General features: G+C 75.2%; 18 protein-coding genes. 1 reads left to right on the top strand and 17 read right to left on the bottom strand.

From position 1 onward, the window contains the following. Positions 1 to 24 precede the first annotated feature (24 nt). The 12 genes from ACTWO6_RS13440 to recN all read right to left on the bottom strand — a co-directional run bounded on the left by ACTWO6_RS13440 (position 25) and on the right by recN (position 16,568). Positions 25 to 948, bottom strand: coding sequence for a ParA family protein (locus ACTWO6_RS13440; protein ID WP_089015019.1), 924 nt, complete (start codon positions 946 to 948; stop codon positions 25 to 27). A gap of 193 nt (positions 949 to 1,141) precedes the next feature. Beyond that, positions 1,142 to 2,134: a site-specific tyrosine recombinase XerD gene (locus ACTWO6_RS13435; protein WP_446220651.1), complete on the bottom strand. Its 993-nt coding sequence runs from the start codon at positions 2,132 to 2,134 to the stop codon at positions 1,142 to 1,144. 11 nt (positions 2,135 to 2,145) lie between these two features. Next, a complete protein-coding gene (gene ald / locus ACTWO6_RS13430; RefSeq protein WP_446219945.1) occupies positions 2,146 to 3,261 on the bottom strand; it encodes an alanine dehydrogenase in 1,116 nt (371 codons plus the stop codon). 442 nt (positions 3,262 to 3,703) lie between these two features. Beyond that, on the bottom strand, positions 3,704 to 4,309 hold the full coding sequence (locus ACTWO6_RS13425) for an NUDIX domain-containing protein (protein ID WP_446219944.1): 606 nt from the start codon (positions 4,307 to 4,309) through the stop codon (positions 3,704 to 3,706). Continuing rightward, entirely contained in the window at positions 4,306 to 6,066 is a 1,761-nt protein-coding gene (locus ACTWO6_RS13420) for a CTP synthase (protein WP_446219943.1), read from the bottom strand. The genes ACTWO6_RS13425 and ACTWO6_RS13420 overlap by 4 nt, the downstream gene beginning before the upstream one ends. Before the next feature lie 150 nt (positions 6,067 to 6,216). Then, positions 6,217 to 8,664, bottom strand: coding sequence for a hypothetical protein (locus ACTWO6_RS13415; RefSeq protein ID WP_446219942.1), 2,448 nt, complete (start codon positions 8,662 to 8,664; stop codon positions 6,217 to 6,219). Next, positions 8,664 to 9,806: a glycosyltransferase family 4 protein gene (locus ACTWO6_RS13410; protein WP_446219941.1), complete on the bottom strand. Its 1,143-nt coding sequence runs from the start codon at positions 9,804 to 9,806 to the stop codon at positions 8,664 to 8,666. The genes ACTWO6_RS13415 and ACTWO6_RS13410 overlap by 1 nt, the downstream gene beginning before the upstream one ends. A 117-nt stretch (positions 9,807 to 9,923) precedes the next feature. After that, on the bottom strand, positions 9,924 to 11,615 hold the full coding sequence (murJ, locus tag ACTWO6_RS13405) for a murein biosynthesis integral membrane protein MurJ (RefSeq protein ID WP_446219940.1): 1,692 nt from the start codon (positions 11,613 to 11,615) through the stop codon (positions 9,924 to 9,926). A 1-nt stretch (position 11,616) separates the two neighbouring features. Then, positions 11,617 to 12,483: a hypothetical protein gene (locus ACTWO6_RS13400; RefSeq protein ID WP_446219939.1), complete on the bottom strand. Its 867-nt coding sequence runs from the start codon at positions 12,481 to 12,483 to the stop codon at positions 11,617 to 11,619. A gap of 61 nt (positions 12,484 to 12,544) precedes the next feature. Then, the gene (locus ACTWO6_RS13395; RefSeq protein WP_446219938.1) at positions 12,545 to 13,486 is read right to left on the bottom strand and encodes a copper transporter; all 942 of its coding nucleotides are present in this window, start codon (positions 13,484 to 13,486) and stop codon (positions 12,545 to 12,547) included. 27 nt (positions 13,487 to 13,513) lie between these two features. Then, positions 13,514 to 14,692: a putative cytokinetic ring protein SteA gene (steA, locus tag ACTWO6_RS13390; RefSeq protein WP_446219937.1), complete on the bottom strand. Its 1,179-nt coding sequence runs from the start codon at positions 14,690 to 14,692 to the stop codon at positions 13,514 to 13,516. A 118-nt stretch (positions 14,693 to 14,810) separates the two neighbouring features. Continuing rightward, positions 14,811 to 16,568, bottom strand: coding sequence for a DNA repair protein RecN (gene recN, locus ACTWO6_RS13385; RefSeq protein WP_446219936.1), 1,758 nt, complete (start codon positions 16,566 to 16,568; stop codon positions 14,811 to 14,813). A 95-nt stretch (positions 16,569 to 16,663) separates the two neighbouring features. Here recN and ACTWO6_RS13380 point away from each other — a divergent pair, with 95 nt between their 5' ends. Next, on the top strand, positions 16,664 to 17,647 hold the full coding sequence (locus ACTWO6_RS13380) for a helix-turn-helix domain-containing protein (protein WP_446219935.1): 984 nt from the start codon (positions 16,664 to 16,666) through the stop codon (positions 17,645 to 17,647). A gap of 39 nt (positions 17,648 to 17,686) precedes the next feature. On the opposite strand, the gene ACTWO6_RS13375 is transcribed toward ACTWO6_RS13380, so the two are convergent. From ACTWO6_RS13375 to ACTWO6_RS13355, 5 genes are all read right to left on the bottom strand, one after another. Continuing rightward, positions 17,687 to 21,415: a S8 family serine peptidase gene (locus ACTWO6_RS13375; protein ID WP_446219934.1), complete on the bottom strand. Its 3,729-nt coding sequence runs from the start codon at positions 21,413 to 21,415 to the stop codon at positions 17,687 to 17,689. A gap of 347 nt (positions 21,416 to 21,762) precedes the next feature. Then, positions 21,763 to 22,647, bottom strand: a complete 885-nt coding sequence (locus ACTWO6_RS13370) for an NAD kinase (RefSeq protein WP_130334455.1) — start codon at positions 22,645 to 22,647, stop codon at positions 21,763 to 21,765. Continuing rightward, entirely contained in the window at positions 22,644 to 23,495 is an 852-nt protein-coding gene (locus ACTWO6_RS13365; RefSeq protein WP_446219933.1) for a TlyA family RNA methyltransferase, read from the bottom strand. The genes ACTWO6_RS13370 and ACTWO6_RS13365 overlap by 4 nt, the downstream gene beginning before the upstream one ends. A gap of 22 nt (positions 23,496 to 23,517) precedes the next feature. Further along, a complete protein-coding gene (locus ACTWO6_RS13360; RefSeq protein WP_446219932.1) occupies positions 23,518 to 23,769 on the bottom strand; it encodes a hypothetical protein in 252 nt (83 codons plus the stop codon). Between the two features lie 28 nt (positions 23,770 to 23,797). Further along, on the bottom strand, positions 23,798 to 24,325 hold the full coding sequence (locus ACTWO6_RS13355) for a phasin family protein (protein ID WP_446219931.1): 528 nt from the start codon (positions 24,323 to 24,325) through the stop codon (positions 23,798 to 23,800). Positions 24,326 to 24,399: the final 74 nt, after the last annotated feature.

Raw genomic sequence — 24,399 nt, 5'->3', positions numbered from 1 at the left:
CCCGGTGACCTGGTGCACCCCGGACTACCGGTCCGCTTGGGCGGCGATCACCTCACGGGCCAGCTGCCGGTAGTTGCGCGCACCGGAGGAGGCCGGGTCGAGCGTGGTGATCGGGGCGCCGGCGACGGTCGACTCGGGGAACTTGACGGTCTTCGTGATCACCGTCTGGTAGACCTTGTCGCCGAAGGCCTCCACCACCCGCTGGAGCACCTGACGGCAGTGCGTCGTGCGGCTGTCGTACATGGTGGCGAGGATGCCCTCGAGCTCCAGGTCGAAGTTGAGCCGCTCACGGACCTTGTCGATGGTGTCCAGCAGCAGCGCCACGCCCCGCAGGCTGAAGAACTCGCATTCCAGCGGGATGAGCACGCCGTGCGCGACGGTCAGCGCGTTGATCGCCAGCAGGCCCAGCGAGGGCTGGCAGTCGATCAGGATGAAGTCGTACTCCTTGCGGACGGTGCGCAGCACGCGCGCCAGCGCCATCTCGCGGGCGACCTCGTTGACCAGCTGGATCTCGGCGGCGGAGAGGTCGATGTTGGCGGGCAGCAGGTGCAGGCCCGCCACATCGGTCTTGATCAGGACGTCCTCGGCGGTGACGTCGTCCTGCATGAGCAGGTTGTAGACCGACAGGTCGAGGTTGTGCGGGTTGACCCCCAGCCCGACCGAGAGGGCACCCTGCGGGTCGAAGTCGACCAGCAGCACCTTGCGGCCGTACTCGGCGAGCGCGGCGCCCAGGTTGATGGTCGTGGTGGTCTTCCCGACGCCGCCCTTCTGGTTGGCCATCGCGATGATCCGCGCCGGGCCGTGCCGGTCGGTCGGCATGGGCTCCGGGATCGGCTTGCGCATCGTGTACGCAGCCGGGTCGGCCGGACCCAGGTCCGCGCCGAGCGACGCCTGCTGCTCGCGGAGCTCCGACGTCCAGGCGTCGGCACGGTCACCGTTGCCAGCCATGTCCTCGTTGCCCCCTCCCGACGACCACCCGGCGTCGGAGCCGTCCGACGTCCTTCGCGGCGCCGCTGCGCACCCCGGTTCGTCGCCCCAGGAGGTCCGCGCCGATGCCGACTGTACGCCACGCACCAGCAGCGCGTTCGATACCCGGTCGGCGTGTCGGACGCACCGGACGGTCAGGACGGTCGGGGCCGGCTCACCCGCGGGCGCGCGGGTGCGCGGTGGCGTACACCTCGCGCAGCCGCTCCACGGTGACCAACGTGTACACCTGGGTGGTGGTCACCGAGGCGTGGCCGAGCAGCTCCTGCACCACCCGCACGTCGGCGCCCCCGTCGAGCAGGTGGGTGGCGTACGAGTGGCGCAGGGTGTGCGGGGAGACCGCGCCGGGCCCGTGCACCGGCAGGCCGGCCCGCTCGGCGGCGCGGCGCAGGATGGTCCAGGCGCCCTGCCGGGAGAGGGCGCCGCCGCGGGCGTTGACGAAGACCGCCGGGGTGCCCCGGCCGGCGGCGACCAGCGGCGGGCGACCCCGGACCAGCCAGGCGCGCAGCGCCTCGACCGCGTACCCGCCGATCGGGACGAGGCGGGTCCGGCCGCCCTTGCCGCGCAGCAGCACCGCGCCGTCGTCGGTGTCCAGGTCGTCCACGGCCAGGCCGACGGCCTCGGAGATGCGCGCCCCGGTGCCGTACAGGAACTCCAGCAGCGCCCGGTCGCGCAGCGCGAGGGGCGCCTGGTCGCCGGTGGCGGTCACCGCGCCGGCGGTCTCCAGCAGCCGGACCACGTCCTCGACCGGCAGCGCCCGGGGCAGCCGGCGCGGCGGTGTCGGCGGGCGGACGTCGCGGCTGGGGTCGGCGCCGGCCATCCCCTCCCGCAGCGCGAAGCGGTGCAGGCCGCGCACCGCGCTGGCCGCCCGCGCCGCCGACGACACCGCCAGCGGCGGGTGGTCGTCGTCGCCGGCGCGCAGCCGGGCCAGGTGGGCCTCGACCTGGGCCGCGTCGACGGCGGCCAGGTCTGTCACCCCGGCCGCAGCGAGGGTGGCGAGGTAGCGGTCCAGGTCCCGGCGGTACGACGAGAGCGTGTTCGCGGAGAGTCCGCGCTCGACGGTGAGGTGGTCGAGGTAGCCGCGGACGGCACGGCGCAGGGCCGGCGCGGGCTCCACGCCCGCGCCGGCCCCGGCCGGTGTTCCGGTCAGCCCGTCGCCCCTCAGGCCAGCACGTCCGCCAGCGGCAGGGTGGCCATGCCGTGCGACTCGGCGACCGGACCGTAGACGACCTGGCCGTCGTGGGTGTTCAGGCCCAGGGCGAGGGCCCCGTCGCGGCGCAGCGCCTCGCGCCAGCCGTGGTTGGCCAGCTCCAGGGCGTACGGCAGGGTGACGTTGGTCAGCGCGTGGGTGCTGGTGTTCGGCACCGCGCCGGGCATGTTCGCCACGCAGTAGAAGATCGACTCGTGCACCTTGTAGACCGGGTCGGCGTGCGTGGTGGGCCGCGAGTCCTCGAAGCAGCCGCCCTGGTCGATGGCGATGTCGACGAGCACGCTGCCCGGCTTCATCCGGGAGACCAGTTCGTTGGAGATGAGCTTCGGCGCCTTCGCGCCCGGCACCAGCACCGCGCCGATGACCAGGTCCGCGTCGAGCACGGCCCGCTCGATCTCGTACGCGTTGGAGGCGACCGTCTGCAGGTGGCCCCGGTAGATCGCGTCGGCCTGGCGCAGCCGGGCGACGTTCTTGTCCAGCAGCAGCACCTCGGACTGCAGGCCCAGCGCGATGGCGGCGGCGTTCATGCCGGAGACGCCGGCGCCGATGACCACGGTCTTGGCCGCGTACACGCCGGAGACGCCGCCCGGCAGCACGCCGCGCCCGCCGCCGGTGCGCATCATGTAGAAGGCGCCCACCTGCGGGGCGAGCCGGCCGGCCACCTCGGACATCGGGGCGAGCAGCGGCAGCGAGCGGTCGGGCAGCTCGACCGTCTCGTACGCGATGCCGGTGACCTTGCGGTCGATCAGCGCGTCGGTGCACTCCTTGGAGGCGGCCAGGTGCAGGTAGGTGAAGAGCACCTGCCCCTCGCGCATCCGGTGGTACTCCTCGGCGACCGGCTCCTTGACCTTGAGCACCAGCTCGGCGGCGTCCCACACCTCGTCGGCGGTGGCGAGGATCTTGGCGCCAGCGGCGGCGAACTCGTCGTCGCTGATGCTGGAGCCGACCCCGGCGCCGGACTCGACGAAGACCTCGTGACCGTGGCGGGTGAACTCGTTGACGCCCGCGGGCGTGATCGCCACGCGGTACTCGTGGTTCTTGACCTCGCGTGGGATTCCGACCTTCACGATGCAGACACCTCTCTTCGGGGCTGCCCACCCCCGACTGCTCGGCGCCGCGACGGCCCCTTTGCCGGCGCGGTCCACCGGTCCCGCCGGCGGCAGTCTAGGCCGGCCGGCCCGCCCCGGAAGCCAGCACAGTGACATCCGGTGCGCGATCGTCCTGACGAAGTGTCAGGCGTCGACCGGGCCGGCGGTGGAGACCACCTCAGCCGTCAGGACAGTGTTCGCGCTCATCGTCCCACCAGGGGCGCGGCGGTGCGGACAGGATCGCCGGCGATCACTGAGGTGTCCGCTCATGACCACTCCTCCTTACCAGCCCGGGTACCCCCAGGGCGTTTCCGTCAACGGCGGTGTCGACGGCCAGGGCCGTCCGCTGCGCGACTGAGCGGCGACACCGAAGGGGCCGCGCGATCCGATCGCGCGGCCCCTTCGGTGTCGTACCCCCGGGTCAGCGGGGCAGTGGCGCGTTCGGCCGGCGCAGCTCGGAAAAACCCGTCTCGCGGGCGCGGGCGGCGGCGAGCAGCCCGGCCACGCAGGAGGCGTTGGTGATCTCCCCGGCCAGCACCATCCGGACCGCCTCGTCGAGGTCGACCCGGACGACCTGGAGGTCGGCCTCCTCGTCGCGGCGGTCGTGCCGCTGCTCCGCCGGCACGTCGGCCAGGTCACGAGCCAGGAAGACCCGGACCACCTCGTCCGAGAAACCCGGCGAGCTGTGCAGGTCGATCAGGACGTCGATGGCGCCGGCGGTCAGATCGGCCTCCTCGGCCAACTCCCGGGCCGCCGCCGCGGCCAGATCCTCGCCGCTGACGTCCATCAGCCCGGCCGGCAACTCCCACAGGTGCCGGCCGGCCGGGTGCCGGTACTGGCGGATCAGCACCACCTGGCCGGAGTCGTCGAGCGCCACCACGGCCACCGCGCCGACGTGCTTGACGTAGTCGCGGGCCGCGGTGCCGCCGCCGGGCATGGTGACGTCGTCGCTGACCAGCGAGAAGATCCGGCCGGACCAGATCTCCCGGTGGCCGGTCACCTCGTAGCGGTGCTCGACGGCGCTCACGACGCCGACGCCGCCCTCGCCGCGGCGGCGGTGCCGTTGCGGCTGGTCTTCTTCGCCGCCGGGGTCTCCGCCGGCGCCGCGTCGAGGTCGACCGGGAGCTGGTCGGCCTCGGAGTAGGCGATGGCCGCCTTGACGAAGCCGGCGAAGAGCGGGTGCGGCCGGGTCGGCCGGCTCTTCAGCTCCGGGTGCGCCTGGGTGGCCACGAAGAAGGGGTGCAGGTCGCGGTCCAGCTCGATGAACTCGACCAGCCGGCCGTCCGGCGAGGTGCCGGAGAAGTGCAGGCCGACCTTGGTGAGCTGGTCCCGGTAGGCGTTGTTCACCTCGTAGCGGTGGCGGTGCCGCTCGCTGATCTCGGTGCTGCCGTACGCCTCGGCGACCAGCGACCCCTCGGCCAGCGTCGCCGGGTACGCCCCGAGCCGCATGGTGCCGCCCAGGTCGCCCTTGCCCGCGACGATGTCCTCCTGATCGGCCATGGTGGCGATGACCGGGTGCTTCGCCTCCTCGTCGAACTCCAGCGAGTTCGCCCCGTCGAGGCCGGCGAGGTGGCGGGCCACCTCGATGGTCATGCACTGCAGGCCGAGGCAGAGGCCGAGCAGCGGGACGCCGTTCTCCCGGGCGTACCGGGCGGTGCCGATCTTGCCCTCGATGCCCCGGACGCCGAAGCCGCCGGGGATGACGATGCCGTCGACGCCGGCCAGGGCGGCCGCGGCGCCGGCCGGGGTGACGCAGTCGTCGCTGGGCACCCAGCGCAGCTGCACCCGGGCCCGGTGGCCGAAGCCGGCGGCCCGGATCGCCTCGCTGACCGACAGGTACGCGTCGGGCAGGTCGACGTACTTGCCCACCACCGCGACGGTGACCGTGTGGTGCGGCTGGTGCACCCGGTCCAGCAGGTCGTCCCAGCTGGTCCAGTCCACGTCCCGGAAGGAGAGGCCGAGCCGGCGCACCACGTACGCGTCGAGGCCCTCCCGGTGCAGCACCTTCGGGATGTCGTAGATGCTCGGCGCGTCCGGGGCGGCGACGACCGCCTCCCGGTCCACGTCGCAGTAGAGCGACAACTTCTCCTTGAGCTTCTCCGGGATCTCCCGGTCGCAGCGCAGCACGATGGCGTCCGGCTGGATGCCGATGCTGCGCAACTGGGCCACCGAGTGCTGGGTCGGCTTGGTCTTCAGCTCGCCCGACGGCGCCAGGTACGGCACCAGCGAGACGTGCAGGTAGAAGCAGTTGTCCCGGCCCAGGTCGTGGCGGACCTGGCGGATCGCCTCGAGGAACGGCAGCGACTCGATGTCGCCGACGGTGCCACCGACCTCGGTGATCACCACGTCCGGGATCTGGCCCTCGGCGTCCGGGTCGGCCATGCCGAGGATCCGCGACTTGATCTCGTTGGTGATGTGCGGGATGACCTGGACCGTGTCGCCCAGGTACTCGCCGCGCCGCTCCTTGGCGATCACGTCCGAGTAGATCTGCCCGGTGGTGACGTTCGCCTTGCCGGAGAGCGCCCGGTCGAGGAACCGCTCGTAGTGCCCGACGTCGAGGTCGGTTTCGGCGCCGTCCTCGGTGACGAAGACCTCACCGTGCTGGAACGGGTTCATCGTCCCCGGGTCGACGTTGAGGTACGGGTCGAGCTTCTGCATCACCACACGCAGCCCGCGCGCGGTCAGCAGATTGCCGAGGCTGGAGGCGGTGAGGCCCTTACCCAGCGAGGAGGCGACGCCCCCGGTGACGAAAATGTGCCTGGTCGTCCGTGCTGAAGGGGCCAACGCCTGCTCCCGTGTCGTCCGTAGCGGTCGTGCGAACCGCCGTGCCGATCAGCCAAGTGATCACGCGATCCACGGGATTCCACGGTAACACCTCTCCCGGCCCGGGCAGGCGTCGCACCCGCCGTCGGCGCACGTCGCGCCCCGTCCGGGTCAGCCGGTGCCGACCCCGGTCGATGCCGGACCGGGCTGGGCGGGCACCCGCACCGGTCCGGCCGGTCCGGCCGGTCCGGCCGGGATGGTGCCGCCGTGTCCCACGGTGTCCCCCGCGTCCGGCGTCGGCCCGGCGCCCTCCGTGGGGTCGGCGCCCCGGCCCGGCCCGGCGGGGCGACCGGTCCCGGCCGCGTCGTCGGGTTGATCCGTCGGCTCGGCCGGACGGCTGGAGACTCCGGGCTCGACGGCCCGCCCCTCCCCCGACGCGCGGCCTCCGCCGGGACGGTCCCCGCCGTCGGTGGGGCCACCCGCCGCGCCACCGGGCCCCTCGTCGCCGGGTCGCCCGGCGCCGGGCTGCGTACGGTCGGTGGAGTGGTCCAGCACCCGCAGCGCGGCCAGCGCGGCCATCGGCACCACCAGCGCGCCCGCCGCCCCGGCCACGTCCAGCGCCGAGCCGGCGAGCACCCCGCCAATGCCGGCGGCCACGGCGGTGCCCGCCATCGCCGCCCGGATCGCCGGGTAGATGCCGAACAGCCGCATCAGGCCGCCCCAGGGTTGCAGCAGCGCCAACCAGACCAGGGCCGCGCCGGCCAGTGCCAGGACGGTGAGCGGGCTGTTGACCAGGGTCTCCACGTTCGCGGTGCTGGAGCGGTGCACGGTGAGACCGCCGGTGCCGTCGCCGAGCGCGGCCAGGAAGCGGCCGAGGCTGCCCCGCTCCGTCGCCGGGCGGCGCAGGTCCACCACGGCGAAGCCGATGGTCAACGCCAGCCCCGCCATGGTGGCCCAGGCGAGCCGGCTCACGGTCAGCCAGCCGCCGCTGCTGATCGCCGCGGCGACGCTCACCCCGGCGGTCAGCGCGATCGCACCGATCGAGTCCGCCCCCAGGTAGGGGCTGCCGACGACGACCACGGCGCCGCCGCCGACGGCCACCATCACCATCGGCCGCCAGGCGCGGCGGACCCGCTGGGCCAGCCAGCCCGCGCTGAGCAGCGAACCGGCGATGAAGACGCCCAGGCCGACGGTGCCGAGCCCGGCGTACCGGCCGCCTTCGAGCGCCGAGTAGCCGACCACGCCGTTGAGCTGCAGCCGCGACCCGGTGAGCACGTCCACCCCGACCACCAGGGTGGCCAGGCCGGCGACCGCGCCGAGCGGGCCGAGGGTGCGGTCGTGGCCGGGGGTGAACCGCACCGCGGCCGTACCGCCCACGATCAGCAGGGCGGTCACCACGGCGAACCACCAGCCGGCGTGCTGGCCCCGCCACCACGGTGCCGCGTCGGCGAGCAGGGCGGCCGGCACCGCCAGGGCGGCGGCGACCAGCAGCAGCTCCACCGCGGCGACCACCCGCCGGGAGACGGGCTCGGGTCCGTGCGGGCCGGCGTGCCGGCGGGCCCGGCGCAGCAGCGGCAGCACCGCGACCGCGAGCGCCACCTGGGCGACGGCGAGCATGGCGAAGAACCACCCGGCCACCCGGCGCTGGGCGGCGGCCTCGCGGTCGGCGTCGGCCGGTTGGTCGATGGCGGCCCGCAGGTCCGCCGGTCGGCCGCCGACCGACACGGCGGGACTGCCGAGGAAGAGCCGTTCCGGCATGGGCCGGCCGAGCGCCGCCAGGGCGGTCGGCGCCAGGTCCACGAGCTGGAGGTAGCCCTCCCGGGCGGTGCTCGGAGAGGTGAGCCAGCCCTTCTCCCAGCCCGGGCCGTCGGCGACGGCGACGTGCAGCCGGGACGGCTGTTCGGTGTCGGAGACGCCGGCGACGACCACCAGCGAGCGGGGCGGGCGGGCGGCGAGCACCCGGGCCAGCTGGGCGTCCGCCTGGCGGGCCTGCGCCGCCCGGGACGCCCGGTCCTCGCCGTCGACGCTGCCCAGGTCGACGATGCTCAGCACGCAGGAGCCCAGCAACTTGGCCGGGTCGGGGGGGAGGACCGGCGTGTAGCGGTCGACCCGGCCGAACGGGCGGGCGGCAGCCACCGCCGCCCCGGGCCCGACCGCCACCGAGCAGCGGACGGACTCCGACAACGCACCCGGCGTCGTACCCCAGGAGAGCCGGTCCTGGTTGTACCGGACGACGCCCTCCTGGTCCGGGAGGTTCGCGCCGATGCCGTCCGGCTGCTCCACGGTCACCCCGGTCGGCGGGCAGCCACCCTGCTGGCGGCTGCCGTTCCAGGCGGCGAAGTTGCCCGCGCCGAGGGTGAGCCAGCCGTCGACCGGGCAGGTGGGCCGGTGCGCGGAGCGTACCGACAGGGAGCCGATCGACCCCTGCTCGGCCATCCGCCACAGCGTCGGGGTGGTCTGCGGATCCACGTCGTCCCAGCGCAGCCCGGCCACCCCGGCCAGCACCACGAAGTCGGCGCGGCGCCCGGGCGGGCCGGTGTCCGGCCGGGCGGCCAGCGCGGTGATGCCGAGCGCCACCACGACCAGGGTCAGCAGGACCGGGGTCAGTCTGCGCAGCATCAGCGGCGTCCCGTCGACGGATCGGCCCCGGCCGGCGCCAGCTCGGCGTAGAGGTCGGTCAGGCTGGCGACGGTGTCCGCCTCGGTCGGCCAGGTCGCCGCCCGGGCGGCGCCGCGGCGCGCCAGTTCCGTCCGGCGGGCGTCGTCGTCCAGCAGCTCCCGCACCGCCGCGTCGACCGCGTCGACGTCGCCGGCCGGGACCAGCACCGCGGCGTCGCCGACCAGCTCCGGCAGGCCGCCCACGGCGGTCGCCACCAGGGGTACGCCGGCCCGCAGCGCCTCCTGGGCGAAGAGCTGGCGGGCCTCCCAGTCGCTGGTCACCACCGCCAGGTCGGCGCCGGCGAGCAGGTCGGCCACGTCGGTGCGGTGCCCGAGCAGCGTCACCGGCGCTCGGGCGGTCGAGATCCGGGCGGCGAGCTGGAGGTACGCGGGGCCGCTGCCGGCGATGACCACGGCCGGCGCCGGGGTCCGGGTACGCCACCGGGCGGCTGCGTCGACCAGCACGTCGTACCGCTTCTGGGGGTGCAGCCGGCCCACCGAGAGGATCAGCGGACGGTCGGGGGCGACGCCGAACTCGGCGCGGACGGCGGCACGACGGCGGCGCGGCGCGGGCATTGCGGGCGCGGCGACCGGGGCCAGCCGGGCGTCGGCCGCGCCCTGTGCTGCGGCCCGCTCCACCAGGTCGGCGGAGGCGCCCAGCGCCACCCGGGCGGAGCGCGCGACGATCCCCTCGGCCAGCCGGGAGAGCCGGCCGCGCAGCCCGCCGGCGAGCACCGCGTTGTGCCAGGTGACCACCAGCGGGGCGGCCGGGCGGGCGAGGACGGCGACCAGGCCGGCCCGCAGCCCGTGCGCGTGCACGACCTGGACGGGGGTGTCGGCCAGCGCCCGGCGCAGGGCGGCGACGGCCCGCGCGTCGGCGGGCGTGGGGCTGGCGGGGATCTCCACCGGCGTGAAGCGGGCGCCGACGCCGGTGAAGTCGAACTGGTCCTGGGTGGCGGCCGGGCCGCAGACCAGCACGGTGGCACCGGCGGCGGTCAGGCCGCGGGCGATCGAGCGGACGTGCTGTCCCACCCCGCCCGTGCTGGAGGCGAGCACCAGGGCCACCGAGCCGGGCCACCGCTGCGCCGACGTGGCGTCGGTCATTGCCTGCCTTCCGTTCGCGACTGCGGGGCTCGCAGACCCGGCTCACTCCTCGCGCTCACCGGTGCCTGCCTTCCGTTCGCGACTGCGGGGCTCGCAGACCCGGCTCACTCCTCGCGCTCACCGGGACACCGTCTCCTTCCCGTCACCCCGTTCCGGGGGCGTCTGGTCCTCCTGGCCGCTGGCCGCGGTGGGCGGGCGTCTCCGGTCCAGGCGGCGCAGCACGGCGGTGAGCAGCGGCCGCACGTCCCGTTCGTCCGTCAGCCAGGCGACGGCGAGGAACAGGGCGCCGACCACGACCCCGGACAGCATGCCCTGAACGAGCGCCTCCGATGTCGTCGGGGTCCCGTCGCCCAGCCCGGCGAGCCAGCGGGAGGTGGCGACCCCGCCGAGCCCGGCGACCCCGCCGGCGAGCAGACCGGCGGCCCCGGCCCGGCCCACCCCGGCCAGCGCGTCGCGGCCGGCCGAGCGGAGCACCGCGGCGATCAGCAGGCCACCGAGGACCAGCATGCCGCCCGAGGTGGCCAGGGTGACGGCCAGGACCCGGTCGGCGAGGGGCAGCACCCGCGCGAGGAGCACCGCCAGGGCCGGCACGGTCAGCCAGCCCACCGCGGTGGCGACCGTCGCCGCCCGGGTCTCGCCGCGGGCGTAGAGGGCCCGGGTGAGCACGGCGAAGAGGCCGTAGCCGAGCAGGCCGGGCGCGAACCCGGCGATGGCGGCCGCCGCCGCACCGGCGACCGGCGGGTCGAAGAAGAAGTGCCCCACCGGCACCGCCGTGCCGACCAGCGCGGCGGCGCCCAGCAGGCTGAACAGGACCACCCCGCGGACCGCCGGGGCGAGGGTCTCCCGGTAGGTCCGCTCGTCACCGGCCGCGCGGGCGGCCGCGAGGGTGGGGTACGCGGCGACGGCCAGCGGCACGGCCAGCACCGCCCAGGGCAGGAAGTAGATCGTCTGCGCGATGTTGTAGACGCCGGGGTTCGACTTCGCACCGTAGGTGACCTGGTTGAGGCTGACCATCAGGGCGAGCTGCTGGGCGGCGACGGTGACCACCCCGGCGATCGCCAGCGCACCGACCCGGGCGCGGGCGTCGGCGGGGAAGCCGTAGCCCGGCTTCAGCCGCAGCCCCAGCCGGCGCAGCGGGATCAGCAGCGACAGCGAGAGCACCACCACGCCGAGGGTGGTGCCGCCGGAGAGCAGCAGCTCGCCGCCGCGGCCGACCTCGCCGACGGTCGCCAGCCGCCCCTCGGCGGCGGTGAAGCCCAGGTAGACCGCGATGACGGTGATGCTGGACAGCAGGGGCGCGAGCACCGGCCAGGCGAACCGCCGGTGCGCCTGGAGCACTCCGGTGAGCACGATGCCGACGCCGTAGAGGGGCAGCTGCGGCGCGAAGACCAGCAGCATCCGCGCGCCGGCCTGCCGCTGCTCCAGGCTGAGGCCGGGGCCGAGCAGCCCGATCAGCGGGTCGGCGAGCAGCGCCACCAGCACCGCGAGCGGCACCAGCAGGCTGAGCGTCCAGGTCAGCAGGGCGCCGGTGGTGGCGGCCACGCCCCGCCGGTCGCCGGCCTCCACCGCGCCGGCGAGCAGCGGTACGACCAGGCTGGCCAGCGCCCCGCCGGCGACGATCTCGAAGATGAAGTTCGGCAGGTTGTTCGCCACGACGTACGCGCCGCCGAGGTCGGTGGGGGCGAGGGACCAGGTGAAGACGGCGGTACGACCGAAGCCGGCGAGCCGGCTGACCACGGTGAGCACGGCGATGAGGGCGGCCGCTCCGGCCACCCGGCCGGCGGCGGCGAGGGGTGCCGGGTTCTTCACGTCAGTCGTCGAGCCGGCCCAGCGCGTCGAGCTCTCGCAGCCCCGGGGTCCGCTGGATCACCTGGGTGAAGCTGACCTTCTCGCTCGCGGCGGTGAGCGCGGCGAGCACGGCGAGGATGCCGGCCCGGCCGAGCGGCCCGCTGCGGGCGGCCATGCTGACGCCGAGCAGCGCGCCGAGGGCGTTGGCGCCGCTGTCGCCGAGCATCACCCGCTCGTCCAGGTCGTCGCGGATCAGCCCGGCGGCGGCGCCGACCGCGCCGACGGCGATGCCGCCGTGCGCGCCGCCGGACAACGGCGCGCCGAGCAGCATGCCGGACTTCAGCGCCCGGCCGGGACGCAGGTCGAGCAGGTTGAGCAGGTTGGCGGTGCCGGCGACCACGCCGGCGCCGAGCAGCACGTCGACGCCGCGGCCGAGGGTGCCGTGGCGCTGCCGGCGGGGATGGGCGGCGACCCGGGGGTCGCAGGCGAGCAGCGCGGCCGCGCCGAGGCCGGCGGCGCCCACCCCGACGATCTTGAGCAGACCGGCGGTGACCCGCCCCTCCCGCAGGGCGGCGAGGTGCCCGCCGAAGCCCTTGGCGGCCTTCTGCTCGGGGCGTGCGCCGACCACGTCGTCGTAGAGCCCGATCGCGCCCGCGCCGAGCCCGGCGACCAGCGCGGCCGCTCCGGACGGGGCGTTGCCGGCGCCGAGCGCCCCGGCCGTGGCGGCGCCGACCGCGAGCGCCGGCCCGGCCGCGAGGGTGACCGTCCGGCCGCGGAAGTTGGTCCGTTCCAGCGCCGGCCCTACCGGGGCGGTACGCACCTCCCGCAGCACGTACCGGGCGGCGACCGCCCCCGCTCCGGCGGCCAGCAGCCGACCCCACCTGGTCACGCGACCCCTCCGATCCGGATGCCGTACGCGATGCGGTGCAGACCGGACAGCGGTCGGCCGCTCACTGGGGCAGTTTAGGCAGCAGCGCGGCGGCGTTGTCGCCGACACCGTACTGGCCGGCCTTCTTCTCGGTGAGCTGCTGCACCAGCGCGAGCGAGGTGACCAGCTGACCCTGGACGGTGTTGGCGTTGTCGACGGTGGAGATGGTCTGGGAGAGCACCGGGTCGCCGCGTACGACGGCGACCACGTTGCCGCCGGCCGAGCCGTTGCCGCCAACCACGATCGCGCCGGTCCGGTCGAACTGCTCGGCGACCTTCACCACCGACTCGTCCTTCTTCGCCGAGTCCTTGTCCACGTACGGCTGGCCGCCGACCAGGACCACCGCCTCGGCCGCCCCGGTGACCTTGTTCTCCGTGCTCAGGTAGCCGGCGTTCGAGTACGCCGCCAGCACGGCCCGGCGGTCCGCGTCGGAGACCGGTGGGGCGCCCTGGGGGCGGTCGAGCAGGACGCTGGCCAGCAGGGCGCTGGAGGTCTCCACGCCGTGCCCGTTGCCCGGCAGCCCTGCGGTGGGGGCGCTGTTCGGGCGGGCGGCGGTGACGGCCAGCTCCAGCAGGTTGTTGTTGCTGTCCGGGTTGATGAACTTGTCCTGCAGGTCGACCCGGCCGGTGACGTTCGCGCCGGCGAGTTCGAGCATCTTCACCACGCCGTCGGTGTGCTCGCGGCCGCTGGGCAGGTCGAGCACCAGCACGCGTCGCCCGCTGAGCTTGCCGGGGAGGACGACCTGCGCCATCTCGGCGGCGAAGTCCTCCTCCATGTCCAGCTCCTTCTGGAGGCTGTTGACCGACTGGCGCATCTGCTGGTTGTCCTTGCGCAGGGCGTTGACGTTCTCCTTGAGCGAGTCGGCGACCGGCCCGTTGAGGGCGGCGGTGCCGACCACCAGGCCGATCGCCAACGCCAGGAAGACCGCGGTGAGGGACACCACGTGGTAGCGGAAGTTGATCACGCTTGCAGCCTCTTGATCGTCGGGGAGCTAGAAGAGCTGGCCGAGCTGGAACACGAAATTGTCCCACCATTCGGAGACCACGCCCAAATACGCCTTCCCGACGGTGGAGACCGCCACCGCGGAGGCCATCGCGGCGACCGCCGAGAGGACCAGCAGCAGCAGCGAGGAACCGGAGATGCTCTGCCGGTAGAGCCGGCTCACGCCCTTGGCGTCGACCAGCTTGCCGCCGACCTTCAGCCGGGTCAGGAAGGTCGAGGCCATGCCGCCCCGGCCCTTGTCGAGGAACTCCACCAGCGTGGCGTGCGTGCCGACCGCGACCAGCAGCGAGGCGCCCTTCTCGTCGGCCAGCAGCATGGCCAGGTCCTCGCTGGTGGCGGCGGCCGGGAAGGTGATCGCCGGCACCCCGAGGCCGGTGACCCGGGGCAGGCCGGGGGCGCGGCCGTCCGGGTAGGCGTGCACGATCACCTCGGCGCCGCAGCGCAGCACGTCGTCGGTGACCGAGTCCATGTCACCGACGATCATGTCGGGGGTGTAGCCCGCCTCGACCAGGGCGTCCGCGCCGCCGTCCACGCCGATGAGCACCGGCTTGAACTCCCGGATGTACGGGCGCAGCACGTCCAGGTCGGCCTTGTAGTCGTAGCCGCGGACCACGATCAGGCAGTGCCGGCCCTGGATCTGGGTCTGGATGTCCGGTACGCCGACCCCGTCGAGCAGCAGGTCCCGCTCCTGCTTGAGGTAGTCCATGGTGTTGGCGGCGAACGCCTCCAACTGGACCGACAGCCCCTCCCGGGCGTCGGCCATCGCCTTGGCCACCGTCTCGGCGTCCTGCAGGGCGCCGTGCGCGACCGGCTCCTCGCCGACGAAGACCGTGTTGCCCTCGATCCGGACGGTGTCGCCCTCGCGGATCTGCTCGAAGACGCTCTCGCCCAGGTCGTCCAGGAGCGGGATGCCGGCGGCGACCAGCACCTCCGGCCCCAGGTTGGGGTAGCGCCCGGAGACCGAGGGCTTGGCGTTGAGCACCGCGGCGACGCCGACGGCGACCAGCGAGTCGGCCGCCACCCGGTCCAGGTCGACGTGGTCGATGACCGCGATGTCGCCGGGTCGGAGCCGGCCCACCAGCCGTTTCGTACGGCGGTCGAGGCGCGCGGTGCCGAGGACTGAGCCCGGTTCCGCGTTCCGGGTCCGGCGCAACGTGGGTAGACGCATCGTGACCATCCTGGCATGTGAGGCAGGTTTTGCTGTCGCGACATGCCTGAGCAGGGCCGCCTACCCAGGGAAGCACACCGGAGCGCACGCCGGTGTGCTTGCGCTCACAAACCCGGCGTCACGGTCGTCTTTCCTTGGCCGCCACGGCGAGGAGTTCCTCGGCATGCGCGATACCCAGATCGGAATCCGGCAAACCCGCGAGCATCCGGGCCAGCTCGCGGGCCCGCTCTGTGTCCTCCACCACTCGGACCCCGCTGGTGGTCACCGCTCCCCCGGTGTCCTTCGCCACCACCAGGTGCCGGTCGGCGAACGCGGCCACCTGCGGCAGGTGGGTGACCACCAGCACCTGGTGGCTGCGGGCCAGCCGGGCCAGCCGGCGGCCGATCTCCACCGCCGCCTGCCCGCCGACGCCCGCGTCCACCTCGTCGAAGACCAGGGTGGGCGGGCCGCCGGAGCCGGCGAAGACCACCTCGATGGCGAGCATCACCCGGGACAGCTCACCGCCGGAGGCCCCCCGCTGCAGGGGCAGCGACGGCGCGCCCGGGTGGGCCAGCAGGCGCAACTCCACCTCGTCCGCGCCGTCCGGGCCGACGCCGGCCTCGACGCCGTTGACCGGCAGGCTCGGCTCGGCCCGACCGGTCGGGCGGGGCAGCACCGCCACCTCGATCCGGGCGTGCGGCATGGCCAGCCCGGCCAGCTCGACGGTGACCTGCTCGGCGAAGCGGACCGCCGCCTCCTGCCGGGAGGCGGAGACCCGCCCGGCCAGCTCGGCCACCTCGCCGGCCAGCCGGGACGCCTCCCGGTCCAACTCCTCCAGGAGATCGTCGGAGGTGTCCAGGTCGGACAGTCGGGTGCGGGCCCGCTCGCCCCAGGCGATCACGCCGTCGACGTCGTCGGCGTACTTGCGGGTCAGCGCGCGCAGCGCCGCCCGCCGCTCGTAGATGACCTGCAGCCGGGCCGGGTCCGCGTCCAGCGCCGCCAGGTACGCCGACAGCTCGGCGGAGACGTCGGTCACCAGGGTGGCCGCCTCCTCCAGGCGGGCCGCCAGCTCGCCGAGCGCCGGGTCCGTGCCGGACTGCGCCTCCAGCGTGCGCCGGGCGGTGCCGAGCAGCGCGGTCGCGTCCGGGGTCTCGTCGGTCGCCTCCACGCCGCCGGCGACGCACTGGTGGGCCAGCTGCGCCGCGGTGCGCAGCCCCTCGGCGTGCTCCAGCCGCTGCGCCTCCGCCTTCAGCTCGTCGTCCTCGCCGGGCTGCGGGTCGACCCGGGTGATCTCGTCCAGGCCGAGCCGGAGCAGGTCCGCCTCCTGGTTGCGCTCGCGGGCGTTGCGCCGCCGGTCGGCCAGGTCGTCGACCACCGCCCGCCACCCGGTGTACGCCTCGCGCAGCGCGTCGAGCAGCTTCTCGTGCGCCGGGCCGGCGAACCGGTCCAGCGCCGCCCGCTGCTCGGCCGGGCGGAGCAGCCGCAGCTGGTCGGACTGACCGTGCACGGCCACCACCTGCTCGCCGACCTCACCGAGCATCGACACGGGCATGCTCCGGCCGCCCAGGTGCGCCCGGGACCGGCCCTCCACGGTGACCGTGCGGCTCAGCAGGAGGGAGCCGTCCTCGTCGGGCTCGCCGCCGGCGTCGGTGATCCGGGCGTGCACGGTGTCGGCCACCCGGCCGTCGAGGCGCAGCCGCCCCTCCACCACCGCCCGGCCCGGTTGCGCCCGCACCCGCCCGGCGTCGGCCCGGCCGCCGAAGAGCAGGCCGAGGCCGGTCACCACCATGGTCTTGCCCGCACCGGTCTCGCCGGTGATGACGTTCATCCCGCCGGTCAACGGCAGCGTGGTGTCCTCGATGACGCCCAGTCCGGTGATGCGCAGCTCTTCCAGCACAGCACCCGACAGTAGACGCGCCCTGCGACAGTTGACCAGCCGGCGTGGTGCGGGTGCTGTGGACTACGGCCGGTGACGTCGTACAGTTCTGCCCCGTGTTGGACGTGATCGGTCTGAACCCGGGCGAGGAGGAGCTCTACCGCTCCCTCGTCCAGCTCACCACGGCCCGGGTCGAGGAGCTGGTCGAGCGGCTGCGCCGGCCGCGCGCGGAGGTCGTCGCGCAGCTCGACGCCCTGCGCGGCAAGGGGCTGGTGCTGCCGACCGGGCCGGAGCCCGACGCGCCGCTGCGGCCGCTGGCACCCGACGTGCCGCTCGGCGAGGCGCTGCTGCGCCGGCAGGCGGCGCTGGAGGCGGCCCGCGCGGCGGTCACCCACCTGACCGAGGAGTACCGCGCCGGGATGCGGCGGCACGACGCCGGCCACCTGGTGGAGGTGATCACCGGGGCGCGGGTGCTCCGCGAACGCCTGCGGGACGTGCAGGACGGCGCCCGCGTCGAGGTGCTCTGGTTCTGCCGGGCCAACCCACTGGCCATGTCCGGCGAGGAGAACGTCGAGGAGTTCGACGCGCTGGCGCGCGGGGTGCGCTACCGGGCCATCTACGAACGCGAGATGCTCCTCGAACCGGGCGCGCTGGAGGACCTCGAGCGGGGCGTCCGCGCCGGAGAGCAGGCCCGGGTGCTGGACCGGCTGCCGGTGCGGCTGGCCATCGTCGACGGCCGGACGGCGATCTGCCCGTTGGTGCCGGACCGGGACGGCGGCGAGCCGACCGCCGCGGTGATCGGCCGCAGCCAGCTGCTCGACGCGCTGCTCGCCCTCTTCGAGAGCCACTGGCTGATGGCGACGCCGGTGCGCTCGTCCGCCCCGCCCGCCGACCGGGCGGGTGACGGCTACCGGCCGGACGCCGACGAGGCCCGGCTGCTCTCGCTCTTCGTGGCCGGCGTGCCGGACAAGTCCATCGCCTCCCAGCTCGGGGTGAGCCGCCGTACCGTGCAGCGTCGGCTGGCCGACCTGATGGCGGTCGCCGGCGTGGACACCCGGCCCGGGCTGGCCTTCCAGGCCGCCCGGCGCGGCTGGATCTGAGCCGGGCGGGGCGGCACAGGGCCGCCCCGCCCGGTCCGCTCAGCGCAGCCCGTACGCGTCGATCACGGTCTGGTCGACGGTGTTGCCGGCCCGGTCGCCGGCGTGCACCCGCAGCGACACCGTGCCGTGCCCGGCCGGCACCATGGCGGTGAAGCTGGTGCCCGAGCCGTTCACCGGCACCGCCTGCCAGTTCTGCCCGCCGTCGAACGACACCTCGACCCCGACGCTGGTGCCGGTCGGCGCCGGTACGCCCGCCGGCTGGCGCAGCGTCAGCCCCAGCTGGTGCGGGTGGCCGCCGGGGACCTGGCCGCGCAGGTCGGCCGGGACCTGGTAGTCCACCTGGAGCAGCGGAAGCGGCTGGGCGGCGTCCCCGGCCGGCCGGGCCGAGGTGAACTGCCACGCCGTCTCGGTGCGGGTGGCGCAGCGCCACTCCTCGGAAGACCGCTCAGTGGTGAGGTCCAGCCGGTAGCGGGCCGCCCCCCGGGTGGTCGGCACGAGTGCCCAGCCGGCGGAAAGGTCGGCGATCTGCTGCCCGTCCCGGCTCAGCCGGGCCTGCACCGTGTCCTGCTCCTCGCTGCTGCGAGCCGGGGCGTAGTGGCCGTCGGCGTCGACGAACTCGGTTACCCGCAGGTCCAGCGTGTCGCCGGTGCGCGTGGGCACCCGCGCCCCGCCGCCGGCCGGCACGGCCGGGCGGACCACCGGAGCGTGCCAGGTCTCGGTGACCCGGTCGTCGGCGGCGTACCGCCGGGGCTGCTGGGTGAGCCCGCCGAGCAGCGGCCCCCAGGACCAGGTGAGTTGGTGCAGCACCCGCTGCTGCCACCAGGAGTCCCCGGCGCTCACGAACTCCTGCCGGGTGGTGCCGGTACGCACCATCCGCTGGTCGTCGTTCCAGGAGTACTCCTGCCAGGGACGCCACCCGAACCGCTGCTCGCTGGCCCACTCGGACCCGCCGGTGTCGGCGTAGCGGGCGGTCACCTCGGCGGTGTTGTCCGCGGTGACCCGGTGCAGGATCCGATCCGGGACCCGCCCCTTCGACACCTGCCACACGTCGTACAGGTAGGGGCTGTCCACGGTCAGCGTCACGTCCAGGGTGGCGCGGCCGCTCTTCGCCGCCGCGATCATCGGCTGTCCGTCGTCGTACGCGACCACCAGCGACGGGATCGGCAACCGATCCCCGTCCGGGCGCCAGACCGTCCACGCGCTCCGGTCCGACGGGCGGACGATGAGCACCATCGCGGCGCCGGCCGCCGTGGCGTCCGCGATCTGGTCCTCCTCGGCGCGGTCGTAGCTGCCGGCGACCAGCGCGGCCGCACCTCGGACCCCGGCCCGGGCCAGCTCGGCGGCGGTGCCGTCGCCCGCCCAGACCAGCGGCAGCTTCCGCCGGCCGGCCGGAGCCGGCGACTGGCCCAGCAGGTTGATGTCCAGCGGACCGGACACGTTGCTGACCTGGGCGTCCACTATGGGCGCGACCAGCTGCCAGCGGGAGGCGAACTCGAACTCGCCCTGGCGCACCGGCCGGGTCGGCGTGACGTTCACCTGCTGGGTGGTGCTGAAGTTCATCACGCCGTGGTCGACCTGCCGGCCGTTGCCGAAGACCCGGTGCTCGTAGAAGCTGATCACCGCCCGCTGCTCGGTCGGCTTCGGCGTCTCGATCCGCACCGGAGTGCCCTTGCGCGGGTCGAGCACCACGGTGAGGTCGCGGTCCACCATGAGCTCGGGGTCGGTGACCAGGGTGATCTGCTCGTCCAACGGGGCGCCGTGCTCGATCAGCCCCTCGAGCAGGTACGGGCCCTCCTCGACCTGCACCTGCGCCTCGCCGGGGATCCAACCGATGTGGTCCGACTCGGGGTGCTCGCCGAAGAGGGTGACCACCGACGCCAGGCCGGGCTGCCCGGCCATGTCCAGGGCGCGCAGGGTGACCGTGTGCAGCGGGCCGCTGAGGGTGAGCCCGACGGCCGTGCGTACCGCGACACCGTCCGCGCCGGTGGCCACCAGCCACCCTCCGTGCACTCCCCGGTCCAGCTTCGCCGGGTCGGCGTGCAGCGGGACGCTCACGCCGCCGCCGGCCGGCACGGTCACCTCCGTGCCGTCGAGCGACACCCCGTCCGGCTCGGCGGCACCGCTGTCCAGGTTGCGGAGCTCCACGGCCAGCCGCAGGGTCTGCGGGGACGACGTGCTGTTGGTGTACGTCACGGTCCGCTCCGCCACCGCACCGCCGGTGTTCACCCGGCCGAAATCGGCGGTGGCCGAGCCGTACACCCGCTGGCTCAGCGCGCGGGCCACGTCGACCCGGCCGGCGCCCTGCTCGAAGACGGTCAGCGCAGGGTTCGCCTTCGTCGTGCTGACCAGCGCGTCCTTGAGCTTCCCGGCGGTCCAGTCCGGGTGTTCCTGGGCGAGGATCGCCACCGCGCCAGCGACGTGCGGGGTCGCCATCGACGTCCCGGACGCCCGCGTGTACGCGTCGTCCACCGGCGTACCCATGGTCGTGCCGGCGGCGCGGGCGGCGACGATGCCGACGCCCGGCGCGGTGATCTCCGGCTTCAGGCCGTTGTCGCCGATCCGGGGGCCGCGGCTGGAGAAGTCGGCCAGGTTGTCGTCGCGGTCCACCGCGCCCACGGTGAGCGCCGCGGTGGCCGCGCCCGGCGTGCCGACGGTACCCGCCGCGCCTGAGTTACCGGCGGCGATCACGAAGAGCGTGCCGGTCTCGGCGGTGAGGTCGTTGACCGCCTGGCTCATCGGGTCGGTGCCGTCGGTGGCCGGGCCGCCGAGGCTCATGCTGACCACCTTCGCGCCGGAGTGGGCGGCCCACTCCATGCCCGCGATGATGTCCGAGCCGTAACCGCTGCCGTGGTCGTCGAGCACCTTGCCGATCAGCAGCTGTGCGCCGGGGGCGACGCCCTTGCGCAGCCCGTTGGAGGCGGCGCCGCTGCCAGCGATGGTGGAGGCCACGTGGGTGCCGTGGCCGTGGCCGTCCCGGGCGCTGCCGCTGCCGGTGAAGTCGTGCGCCTCGGCGATCCGGCCGGCCAGGTCGGGGTGGCCGGCGTCGACGCCGGTGTCGAGGACCGCGACCCGGACGCCGTTGCCGTCCCGGCCGGCCGCCCAGGCCGCCGGGGCGCCGATCTGCGGCACGCTGTGCTCCAGATCCGCGTGGACCCGCCCGTCCAGCCAGACGCGGGCGATGCCGGCGCCGAGCCGGGGCGCGCCGGCGGTGGTCCGGGCCGCCGCCGTGCCGCGCAGCGTTGTCCACAGGCCGCCGAGGTCGCCCTTGCCGACCCGCAGCGCCGCGCCGTTGATGCTCTCCAGCGGCCGGGCGGCGGTGGCGCCGGCGAGCGGCCGGACCCGGCCGGCGGCCGGCTGCTGGTAGCGCACGATCAGCGGCAGCGCGCCCTGCGCGGCGTCGCCGTAGCCCTCGGCGACCAGCTCCTCCACGTCGAACAGGTCGGCGTCGAGCACCCCGGCGGAGACGTACGGCACGACGTCGCCGGGCAGCACCCGCATCCCGCCGTCGGCCTCCACGGTGTGGAAGGTGATCCGCTCCCGGCCGGGGCCGGGGTGGACCGTCGCGGCGACCCGGCCGGGCGCGGCCTGGACCAGGTCGACCTGGTCGCCGGTGAGCAGGGTGATACGGACGGGCGCGCCGCCCGAGGCGGGGGCGGCCGGGCTCGGGCCGGCCGGCGGGGCGGGCGGGGCGGCGGACGCCGGTGCGGCGAGTCCGACCACCATCGCGCCGACCGCGCCGGCGGCGAGCCAGCGTGGGGGCCAGTGCATGCGATGCGCTCCTCTTCTCCGATGGCCGGTCCCAAAAGATCGACCGATCGGAGTCTGCGACGGAGATCATCGATGGTCACTAGTTGCGGCCCGCCGCATCGGCGACATGTCGCCAGGTGGACAACGGACGGCCGGGGCCGGACCGCCCGATGTCCGGCGGGTTGCCCGGCGGTAGCCGGGCCACAGTCCGGCACGTCAGCGGCGCCGGTTCGCCCCGCTGATGGACGGGAGGGAACTGCCCGCCAGCCCTGCACGGGGGCGGGTCCAAGCCGGTACCAGCGGGCGGCTGAGCAGCGTATGCGCGCCGGTCGGCGGCGGACGGTGCGGCGACCCGGCGGGCCCCCGAGTCACCGGCGGCTGCCGCGCCAGCCCTGCACCGGCAGGTCGAACTTGGCCACCAGCCGGTCGGTGAAGGGTCGCGCCCGGAGCCGGACGATCCGCACCGGCAGCGCGCCCCGGCGCACCGTCACCCTCGCCCCCGGAGGCAGGTCGTAGACCCGCCGCCCGTCGCAGCAGAGCACCGCCAGGGTGGTGAACGGGTCGACGGTGATCACGAAGGTCGACGTCGGCGCGGTCACCAGCGGCCGGCTGAACAGCGCGTGCGCGCTGATCGGCACCAGCAGCAGCGCCTCCACCTCCGGCCAGACCACCGGCCCGCCGCCGGAGAACGCGTACGCGGTGGAGCCGGTGGGGGTCGCGCAGACGACCCCGTCGCAGCCGTACCGGGACAGCGGGCGGCCGTCGACGTCGACGAGCAGCTCCAGCATCTGGGCGCGCTCGCCCTTCTCGACGCTGATCTCGTTGAGCGCCCACGACTCGATGGTCGGGCCGCCCTCGAACTCGGCGGTCACGTCGACGGTGAGCCGCTCGTCGACGGTGTAGTTGCGCCCGACCACGTCCCGTACCGCCGAGTCCAGGTCGTCGATCTCGGCCTCGGCGAGGAAGCCGACCTTGCCGAGATTGATGCCGAGCAGCGGGGCCTTCGCCGGCCGGGCCAGCTCGGCGGCGCGCAGGAAGGTGCCGTCGCCGCCGAGCGCGAAGACGATCTCCGCGCCCTCGGCGGCCTCCGGGCCGGTCACCGGGACGACGCCGGGCAGGTCCAGGTCGTCGGCCTCCTCGGCCACCACCCGTACCTCGAAACCGGCGGCGATCAGGTCCGCCGCCACCGCGCGGGCGTGCTCGGTGCTGCGTCGGCGGCCGGTGTGCGTCACCAGCAGGGCGGTCCGGCTCACCGGGCGACCTCCTCGATCGTGGGATCCGCGGGTGGTGGGACGCCCTCGGGGCCGGCGGCCACGACCGTGCGGACCCGCTCCGGGTCCGCGGCGGGCGCGCCCCGGCGTAACCATACGAAGAACTCGACGTTGCCGCTGGGCCCGGGCAGCGGACTGGCGGCCACGTCCGCGAGGCCCAGGCCGAGCTGCGCCGCCGCCGCGGCCACGTCGAGCACCGCCTCGGCCCGCAGCTCCGGGTCGCGCACCACCCCGCCCGCGCCAACCCGCTCCCTGCCGACCTCGAACTGCGGCTTGACCATCAGCGCCAGGTCGCCGTCCGCCCGGGTGCAGCCGGCCAGCGCCGGCAGCACCAGCCGCAGCGAGATGAACGACAGGTCGGCCACGGTGAGGTCGACCTCGCCGCCGATGGCCTCCGGGGTGAGCGTGCGGACGTTGGTGCGCTCGAACACCCGCACCCGCTCGTCGTTGCGCAGCGGCCAGGCCAGCTGGCCATAGCCGACGTCGACCGCCACCACCTCGGCCGCGCCGCCGCGCAGCAGCACGTCGGTGAAGCCGCCGGTGGAGGCGCCGGCGTCCAGGCAGCGCCGCCCGGCCACGGTCAGCCCGCCCGGGGCGAACGCCGCGAGGGCGCCGGCCAGCTTGTGGCCGCCGCGCGAGACGTACTCGGCGGTGGGGTCCTCGCCGGTGACCAGCAGCGGGTCGGCCGGGTCGACCATCGCCGCGGGCTTGCGGGCCGGCACCCCGCGCAGCTGGACCCGGCCGGCCTCCACCAGCGCCGCGGCCTGCTCGCGGGAGCGGGCCAGGCCGCGGCGGACGAGTTCGGCATCCAGCCGGTTGCGACGTGCCATGGGTGGTTCTTCTCCGGTCGGGTCAGGCCTGGTCGATGCTGGCCAGGGTCTCGCGCAGCGTCTCGTACGCCGCCTCGTACTGGGCGATCTGGTCCGCCGGGGAGAGCGCGGCCGCGTTGGTCATGGCCTGCACGGCGGCGTCCACCGCCGGGTGCCGGGCGTCCTCGATGTCCTCGAACGACGGCGCCGGGCCGGGGCGGACCCCGGGCGGCGGTCCTGGACGCGCGCCGACCGGCGGACCGGGCGGCGGGCCGGGGCGGTACGGGCCGGTCATGGCGCGGACCGGCGGCCGGTGGGGGCGCTCACGCCGCGCCGCCCGGCGTCTGCTTGCGGCCCGGCGCCTTCTTCACCGGCCGGACCGGCGTGGCGGGCGACTCCTCGGCGGGGGTGCGCGACACGGTGGCCGGCGGCTTCCTCGCGATCGCCTTCTTCGCCACGGTCTTCTTCGCCACCGCGGTCGTTGGGGTGGGCGCGGGGCGGCCCGCCGGCGCGGAGACCGGCGCGGCGGCGGAGGCGCCGGCCGGCACCGCCTTGGCCTCGCGCAGCTGCCGTTCCAGCTCGTGCACCCGGCGGGTCAGCTCCGCGACCTCGTCGGCGGTGGCCAGCCCCACCGCGCCGAGCGCCCGGTCCACCTCGAAGCGGACCAGCTTGGTCAGCGCCTCCCGGTTCGCCTGGCCGGTGGAGACGAGCTCCTCGGCGAGCGCCTGCAACTGGCCGGCGGTTGCGCCGCCCTGACCGACCACGCGCCGAACGGCGTCCTGGGCCTTCTTCCGGGGCGCCTCCGTCAGGCCCATGGCCAGCTCGAGGTAGGCGCGCCACGCGTCCTGCATGCCTGAGTCCTTCCGCGGGGCGGGGGGTGTGCAGGTGTCACGCTACCGGGCCCCTCCGACCACCCGTTGCGGTA

It is taken from the genome of Micromonospora sp. IBHARD004, from assembly GCF_052814115.1.
The sequence above is the reverse complement of the archived record's forward strand: the minus strand, read 5'-3'. Positions and strand labels throughout refer to the sequence as shown.

What these genes read in the sequence shown, in the direction of transcription:
- ACTWO6_RS13415 (WP_446219942.1), bottom strand. Translation starts at nt 8,664, where the DNA reads ATGCTGCGCAGACTGACCCCGGTCCTGCTGACCCTGGTCGTGGTGGCG.
- steA (WP_446219937.1), bottom strand. Translation starts at nt 14,692, where the DNA reads ATGCGTCTACCCACGTTGCGCCGGACCCGGAACGCGGAACCGGGCTCA.
- ACTWO6_RS13355 (WP_446219931.1), bottom strand. Translation starts at nt 24,325, where the DNA reads ATGCAGGACGCGTGGCGCGCCTACCTCGAGCTGGCCATGGGCCTGACG.
- ACTWO6_RS13410 (WP_446219941.1), bottom strand. Translation starts at nt 9,806, where the DNA reads ATGACCGACGCCACGTCGGCGCAGCGGTGGCCCGGCTCGGTGGCCCTG.
- ACTWO6_RS13440 (WP_089015019.1), bottom strand. Translation starts at nt 948, where the DNA reads ATGGCTGGCAACGGTGACCGTGCCGACGCCTGGACGTCGGAGCTCCGC.
- ACTWO6_RS13365 (WP_446219933.1), bottom strand. Translation starts at nt 23,495, where the DNA reads ATGGCACGTCGCAACCGGCTGGATGCCGAACTCGTCCGCCGCGGCCTG.
- ACTWO6_RS13360 (WP_446219932.1), bottom strand. Translation starts at nt 23,769, where the DNA reads ATGACCGGCCCGTACCGCCCCGGCCCGCCGCCCGGTCCGCCGGTCGGC.
- ACTWO6_RS13375 (WP_446219934.1), bottom strand. Translation starts at nt 21,415, where the DNA reads ATGCACTGGCCCCCACGCTGGCTCGCCGCCGGCGCGGTCGGCGCGATG.